The sequence below is a fragment of the uncultured Hymenobacter sp. genome, assembly GCF_964242765.1.
Classification (GTDB): domain Bacteria; phylum Bacteroidota; class Bacteroidia; order Cytophagales; family Hymenobacteraceae; genus Hymenobacter.
The window spans coordinates 24,023-32,095 of record NZ_CAXTBM010000061.1 but is presented as its reverse complement, the minus strand read 5'-3'; the positions used below and the strand labels follow the sequence as shown (position 1 = coordinate 32,095).

At 56.5% G+C, this 8,073-nt stretch carries 3 protein-coding genes; all 3 read left to right on the top strand.

Annotation, left to right across the window (positions count from 1 at the left end; genetic code table 11):
• Positions 1–1,409: glycoside hydrolase family 3 C-terminal domain-containing protein (locus tag ACFE7X_RS20175; protein WP_375437497.1), on the top strand; the 1,409-nt coding region annotated here is incomplete at its 5' end.
• Between the two features lie 172 nt (positions 1,410–1,581).
• Entirely contained in the window at positions 1,582–3,513 is a 1,932-nt protein-coding gene (locus ACFE7X_RS20170; protein ID WP_375437496.1) for an alpha/beta hydrolase-fold protein, read from the top strand.
• Between the two features lie 1,289 nt (positions 3,514–4,802).
• Positions 4,803–8,069 (top strand): SusC/RagA family TonB-linked outer membrane protein, encoded by a 3,267-nt coding sequence (locus ACFE7X_RS20165; RefSeq protein WP_375437495.1) that lies wholly within the window; start codon positions 4,803–4,805, stop codon positions 8,067–8,069.
• Positions 8,070–8,073: the final 4 nt, after the last annotated feature.

Sequence of the window (8,073 nt, the reverse complement as noted above, 5' to 3'; positions counted from 1 at the left end):
ACGGCTTCCCCACCGACATCGTGACGCCGCTCGAAGGCATCCGGGCCAAGGTGGGCAAGGGCACCGAAGTAGTGTATCTGCAAGGCGTAGACTACGCCAGCAACACCGTGTACGAGCCGCTCGATATCAACAAGTACCTGACCTACAACGGCAAGCCGGGCTTTCAGGCCGAATACTTCAAAGGCATCGACCTAGGGGGCGCGCCCGTGGCCACCCGCCAGGAAGTGGGGCTGGACCGCTACCTGGCCAACGTGAAAATGGAAGTGGCGCCCGGCCTGCCCGCCGAGAATTTTTCGGCCCGCTATCAGGCCACGTTCACGCCCTCAACAACCGAAGAAATGGCTTTGCAGATTTCCGGCGACGACGGCTACCGCCTGTTTGTAGACGACAAGCTGGTGATTGATGCTTGGGCCGGGCGCGGGTTCTCAACCAAGCAACATACCCTGAACGTAACGGCCGGCCAGAAGCTGAATCTGCGGCTGGAATACCTCCAAACTGACCGCCGCACCATCCTCAAGTTCACCGGCGCGAAGGTGGTGCCCATGAACGCGACCAACATCCTGACCCGGGTGAAGGACGCCGACGCCATCGTGTTTGTGGGCGGCATTTCGCCCAAGCTGGAAGGCGAGGAAATGAACGTGAAGGTGCCGGGTTTCAGCGGTGGTGACCGGACCACCATCGGCCTGCCTCAGGTGCAAACCGACCTACTGAAAGTGTTGCACAGCTCTGGTAAGCCGGTGGTATTCACCATGATGTCGGGCAGCGCGCTGGCCACCCCTTGGGAGGCCGCCAACTTGCCGGCCTTGCTCACGACTTGGTACGGTGGGCAGTCGGCGGGCACCGCCCTGGCCGACGTGTTGTTTGGTGATTACAATCCCGCTGGCCGCCTACCGGTCACCTTTTACAAGTCGGAAACCCAGTTGCCGGCCTTCGACGACTACAGCATGGCTGGCCGCACCTACCGCTATTTCACTGGGGAAGCGCTGTTTCCGTTTGGCCACGGCCTGAGTTATACCACCTTTCAATACAGCAACTTGAAAGTGCTGTCGAAACCGGTGACCGGGCAACCCATCAGCGTGAGCGTGCAGGTACAGAACACCGGCCAGCGCGCCGGCGACGAAGTGATGCAACTCTACGTACGCCATCCCGGCGCGTCGGGCCGCGTAGCCCAGCATGCTCTGGAGGGTTTTCGGCGCATGAGTTTGCAAGCCGGCGAGAAAAAGACGGTAACGTTCACCCTGACGCCGCGGCAACTGTCTCGCCTCGACGCGCAAGCCCGGCGCGTGGAAGTAGCCGAAAAAGTGCAGGTATTCGTGGGGGGTGGCCAGCCGTTGGCCGCGACGGTGAAAGCTGGCCGCGTGCAGCAAGCAGAACTAGCGCTAACGGGCGCCACCAAGACCATAGAGTAGGCTCGGCAAAGACAGCTTTTACGCACGAGCACTAAGGGAAAGGCAGTTAGGTTACGCTACGTTCTACCAGACTGCCTTTCCCTTGTTGAGCGCGCTGAAGTCGAGTAGTTCAGGTAAGTAAATCACTGATTGCAAGGCATCATCTTTATCGGCAATACATTCTTTTTCAACGATGAAAAGAATATTCTTTCTGCTGGCGAGCCTCGTGCTACTGGCCGCCAATACTGCGCTTGCGCAACCAACGGTGAAGGAAGCCCCCGCGGGGTTCGACCAGCCTAAACCGGGTATTGCCACCGGTAAGCTAGACAGTATTAGCTACCCCTCCGCCACCGTGGGCACGGTTCGGAAGGCGTTAGTTTACACGCCGCCGGGCTACTCCAAAAACAAGAAGTACCCTGTGCTGTACTTGCTGCACGGCATTGGGGGCGACGAGAAAGAGTGGCTGAAAGGCGGTAAGCCGCAGGTTATTCTCGATAACCTGTACGCAGAAGGGAAGCTAAAGCCGATGCTGGTTGTGATGCCCAACGGCCGGGCCATGAAGGATGACCGGGCCGTTGGGAATATCTACGGCCCGGAGAAGGTGGCGGCTTTTGCCAACTTCGAGCAAGACCTACTGCGCGACCTTATTCCGTTTATTGAAAAAAAGTACAAGCCCCTAACCACCCGCGAGAACCGGGCTATTGCCGGGCTGTCGATGGGCGGCGGGCAGTCCCTGAATTTTGGCTTAGGCAACTTAGACAAGTTTGCTTGGGTAGGTGGGTTTTCCTCGGCGCCCAACACCAAAAAGCCCGAAGTGCTGGTGCCCGACCCAGCTAAGGCCCGTAAGCAACTCAAGCTGCTCTGGGTTTCCTGCGGCGACAACGACGGCCTGCTCCCCTTCAGCCAGCGCACGCACGACTATTTGTACGAGCATGGGGTGCCGCACATCTACTACCTCGAAGCCGGCGGCCACGACTTCAAGGTTTGGAAAAACGGGCTGTATATGTTTTCGCAGTTTCTGTTTAAGCCCGTTGATACGGCGACGTTGCCTACTTACACCGTACTCGGTTCGCCGGCCGCCACCAACGTCCGCAACGCCAAATACCCCCAGATTCTGCCCGATAACCGGGTGATTTTCCGCTTGAAAGCGCCCGCCGCCAAGCAGGTACAAGTAGACCTAGGCCGCAAATACGACCTGGTAAAGGACACCAGCGGTTTCTGGACCGTCACGACGGACACAATTAGCCGGGGCCTGCATTACTACTCCTTGCTGCTTGACGGCCTGGCCGTAGCCGACCCCGCCAGCGACACTTTCTACGGCATGGGCCGCATGGCTAGCGGCATCGAAATTCCCAGCCGGAGCGGCGGCTTTTACGCCCTCAAGGACGTGCCCCACGGCGACGTTCGGGTGAAGCGCTACTATTCAGGCGTGACCAATTCTTGGCGGCAGGCCTACATCTACGCGCCGCCTGGCTACGAGGCCAGTCCCGCCTCAACGTACCCTGTGCTGTACCTACTGCACGGCGGAGGCGAAGACGAAAGCGGCTGGGCCAAACAAGGCAAAACCGATTTGATACTAGATAATCTGCTGGCCGAAAAGAAAATCAAACCCATGTTGGTGGTGATGCTGGACGGCAACATGGGCGGACCGGGCGGCCTAGCCGGCTTCTCGGAAAGCACCCTGCAAACCTTTGAAAGAGAGCTAAAGCAAACGGTGATTCCGTTCGTGGAAAGCAATTTTCGGGTGGCGTCCGGTGCCAATAACCGGGCTTTGGCGGGCTTGTCGATGGGTGGTTTACAAACGCTTTACGCCGGCATCAAAAACACCGATATGTTTGCCTACTTGGGGGTATTCAGTTCGGGTTGGTTTGCTAACAATCCCAAGCTGTCCGACCCGCAGTATGAATTTATGAAAACCAACGCAGCTACCATCAACCGCAACGTAAAGCAGTTGTGGCTGTCGATGGGCGGGCCAGAAGACATTGCCTTTGCCAACAACAAAGTGATGCGCGTCAAATTCGACGAGCTAGGGGTCAAGTACGCCTACAGTGAATACGCCGGGGGGCATACCTGGCCCGTATGGCGACACGATTTGTATACGTTTGCCCCATTGCTGTTCAAGTAGCATTCAATGCTGGTGGTGCCTGCTCACCACTTTTACCATCAACTATTGCAGACGTTCGGCTTTGACCTGCCACTTTTCGCGCCTTTTATAGTATCACTGGTCGGCCTCCGCTAGACCCGGTCGTGCTCTTATTAGGGCCCTTGAAGAACATCACCTTGCCAATCTTATAGGTATGGGAAACGGTTAGCGGTAGTTGATCGGCAAGGCACGCGCAAGAAATACTACTTGCCCAAAGCAAGTGCAAACTCTGTTCGTCGGCTGTGCAATGTGAAGGAAGAAGGCTCAGGAAAAGCGGCTGCCTGATAAAGTATACAAAAACCAACTCGACCACGTCCTCGCACGCTTGGCTACGCGAGCAGGTAGACGCATGCTGTTACGGGCGGCAACGGTGGAACCGGCGTCGGGTGGTTTGACTACTCACTATAGCTTACGCTAGTAGCCCGCTGCCGCAGAGAGGTCAGGTGATAGCGCCACTACTACTTGGTTCATTTCGTTAACTCTTGATCTGTTTTAGTGACAGCTGCACTCTTAACTAAGCGAATCCACGCTAATACGCGCTTAGTTGTGTAGCCAACAAATGTGTGGCAAGCTACAACGCAGGTTCACCAAATGGCCTGTCCAGGGTCAACAGGGCCGGTTTTCCTGATCACAGGGCTGAGAAATAGTTCTACATCTGTTGTAAGAATATAGCCATGCTTGCGCTTGGCCTAGGAATATCTTTGAGCCCATCCCATCCTGAGGTTAGCACTAAAGCTTTTTTGGTTTTCACTTCCCCCAACTCTTGAATCATACTCTTCTGTTGCCCCAAGCCTGAGATTAGCTCCTGCAACAGCCGATGCCAACGAGAAGCCATTACCACCCGGCACGGCAAAGCTGGTATTCTCTGCGCCACCCACAGTGGCTACTACGGCGTGAGAAAGCTGCGGCCTCTACGAATTACAAAACGAACAGCAGTACTACGCCTACTGCCTGCGCTGCCTGGCCCAGAACTTCAACTTCGACCCCAGCACGCTCGGCCTCCTTCTTAACGCAAGACGAGCGCGACAATCTAGCCGCCAGCCGGACCACCGACTACCAGAAGCTACTCTTTGAAAATGGCTACCTCCAGAACCGTATGGTCGGCTTACTGAGGGCAACGAGCCAACCCAGTATCCGGGCGCGCTCGGCTACTACGACGAAACGGGAATCGTAGCCCTTTAAGATTCCCTTGTTAGCAGCTCTTCACTGACTGTTAACCATAACTGATTGCCTCCAAGAACACAATAAATTCCCACTACTTCTATTACCCTATGAAACACCCAGTACATTCTCCTTCATGGTTGGCCATGAAGGCTATCATGCTGCAAGCCTCAATAGTAGCCGTGCCAGTCGGCTTGGTGAGTGCCCATTCCAGCTTAGCCGGAGCGCTACCCGTCGCCTCCCGGCCGTCTGCCCGAACTCAACCTGGGTTGGAGCACAAGACTATTCTTCAGGCACCCAATAACGCAAACGATTTCAGCGCAAACGTTTCCGATGGCAACGGCCTTTTGCAGGACGTGGGCGTAACCGGCCGGGTAGTGGACAGCAAGGGGGCTGGGCTACCAGGAGTGACTGTTGTAGTAAAAGGCACGACCACTGGCACGAGCACTGGGCCAGATGGCAGCTTCACATTACAAGTGCCAGAAAACAGCGTGTTGGTAGTAAGCTTCGTTGGGTTTACCCGTAAGGAAGTGCCTGTAACGGGGGCAGCATCCAACCTGACTGTTACACTCGCTGAAGACACTCAGGCGCTGAATGAGGTAGTAGTAATTGGTTACGGTACTGCCCGCAAAAGCGATTTGACTGGTGCTGTTGCCTCCGTGAGCAGCGCGCAGCTCACGCAAGTTGCCACCTCCGATCCGGTGCAGTCCTTACAAGGGCGCGTGGCTGGCGTAGAAGTGACGGCCAACAGTGGTCAACCGGGCTCCGGTACTCGAATTCGGGTGCGGGGCGTAGGCACTATCAACAACAGCGACCCGCTCTACGTGGTGGACGGTATCCAGACCGGCGACATCGGCTTTCTGCTGCCTGCCGACATAGAGTCGACAGAGATTCTGAAGGATGCTTCGGCTACAGCCATTTATGGTTCACGTGGCGCAAACGGTGTAGTACTCATCACCACCAAACACGGTAAGGCTGGCCAGACCCAATTCAACGTAACGGGTTACACCGGCTTCCAGCAGATTCGGCGGACACTGCCCCTTACCAGCGCCGCCGAATACTCGACGCTCGTATCGGAGGCCTTTACCAACGCAGGGAAACAAGTACCTGATAGTTATAATTCGCTGCTGCAAGATGCTATAGCTACCAACGCAAAAGGCATTGATTATCAGGATCTGGTAACGCAGAAGGGCTTGATTACCAACTACAGCTTGTCGGCTTCGGGCGGTACCGAGCAGAACCGCTACCTAGTGAGCGGTAGCTACTTTCAGCAAAACGGTATTATCAAGAATTCGGGCTTCAAGAAGTACGTGATTCGGGTGAACGACGACGTGGTGCTCACCAAGCGCATCAAGGCGGGCGTGGCGGCTACGTTTACGAATAGCAACCAAACGGGCGCCGGCGACGGTCAGGGTGGCTCGCCACCTTACTTGGTGCTGCAATACGCCGTGCAATCGAACCCTGTTTTCAACCCCTTCGGCCCCAACGGAACCTACAACGAAGACATCATCACGCGCAACGTGCTGAACGTGCCGCGTTACCTCGACGAGCAGAAGTACAACAAGACCCAGAACAACAACTTGTTCAGCAGCAGCTACCTTGATATTTCGTTGTTCGAAGGGTTGTCGTTCCGCTCTACGTTTGGCGTGAATTACAACAACAACCATCCCAAAGCCTACCAGCCGCAGTACTACATCGGTCCGGTAGACAATCGGGCCCAGAGCGCGCTCATCGAAACGCGCAGCGAAAACGTTTCCTGGGTGTGGTCGAACTACGCTAATTACAACAAAACCTTTGCCGACAACAGCTCTTTCTCGGCTACTTTAGGTCAGGAGGCCCAGCGCGGCTTCGGCAACGGCATTTCCATTACGGCCTACAACGTGCCGGCCGATGCCTCCTTGCAATACGCTTCGGCCTCGCGTAGCAGCGGCAACGTGGTGCGCAGCTCGCAGTATGACGGAGGTTTGCTGTCTTACTTCGGCCGGGCCAACTACAACTTCCGCGACAAGTACTTGGTCACAGGTACGTTACGCTTCGACCAGACCTCGAAGTTTCTCGGGCCGGTGCGCACGGGCACGTTCCCATCGGTGGGCGCTGCCTGGAATATCTCCAATGAGAATTTCCTTAAGGACGTCAACTACTTGTCAGTGCTGAAGCTGCGGGCCAGCTACGGCCAGGTGGGCAACCAAAACGCCGCCCCTAACTATGGCTACGCATCCGTGGCGAGCAACAACCAGATCTACGTATTCAACGGAGCGCCAGCTCCCGGTTTGGCCATCACTCGGGTCAACAATCCGGACCTGAAGTGGGAAACGGCCGTTACCACCGACGTGGGCATCGATGCCGAGTTGTTCAACAGCCAGCTGACCTTCACGGCCGACTACTACGAGCGGCGCACCCAAGACATGATTGCGCTGTCTCCGGTACCCGACTACTTGGGTCAGGCTCCCGCTAGTGCCAACGTGGGCTCCCTGCGCAACCGGGGTCTGGAACTGGCCCTGAACTACCGCAATGAGGTGGGCAAGCTGCAATACAACGTGGGCGTCAACTTCACCAAAATCAACAACGAAGTAACCAGCCTAGGCGGCGGCAACCCCATTGTTGCCGGCACTGTACTCACGCAAATCGGCAACACTACCCTCACGAGCGTGGGCCGCGAAATAGCCTATTTCTACGGCTTGCAGGCGCAGGGCGTGTTTCACACGCAGGAAGAGATTAATTCGTACACCTACACAGGCGCCGATGGGGCGACGAAGCTGGTGCAGCCAGGCGCCGTACCCGGCGACATGCGCTACCAGGATACCAATGGTGACGGCACGATTACGGCTGCCGACAACACGTACTTGGGCAGCGGCACCCCCAACTTCAGCTACGGCGCTTCGCTGAACCTGAGCTACTCGGGCTTCGATTTCAAAGTCTTGCTTTATGGCGTGCAGGGCGCCGAAGCCGTGAACGGTGCGGGTTTCCACTTGAACAAGTCCGCTGACTTTGTGGGTGTATGGAGCAACTTCTATGCGAGCCGCATGGACCGCTGGACGCCCAGCAACCCCAACAGCAATGAGCCCCGCATCACGTCGAACGATACCAACGGCAACGACCGCCTAAGCAGCCGCCATATAGAAGACGCCAGCTACCTGCGCGCCCGCAACATGGAGCTAGGCTACACGCTACCCCAAGCCTTTTTAGGCAAGGTGAAGGTGAAGGGTGCCCGAGTATTTGCCTCGGTTGACAACGTGTTTACCATCACGGATTACACCGGCTACGACCCCGAAATTTCCACGTCCTCCTCCTACAACGACCCCCTTGCGTACGGCGTCGACTACGGCAACTATCCGCAGGCCCGCACTTACCGCTTGGGCTTCAATGTGCAGTTCTAATTAG

What these genes read in the sequence shown, in the direction of transcription:
- ACFE7X_RS20170 (WP_375437496.1), top strand. Translation starts at nt 1,582, where the DNA reads ATGAAAAGAATATTCTTTCTGCTGGCGAGCCTCGTGCTACTGGCCGCC.
- ACFE7X_RS20165 (WP_375437495.1), top strand. Translation starts at nt 4,803, where the DNA reads ATGAAACACCCAGTACATTCTCCTTCATGGTTGGCCATGAAGGCTATC.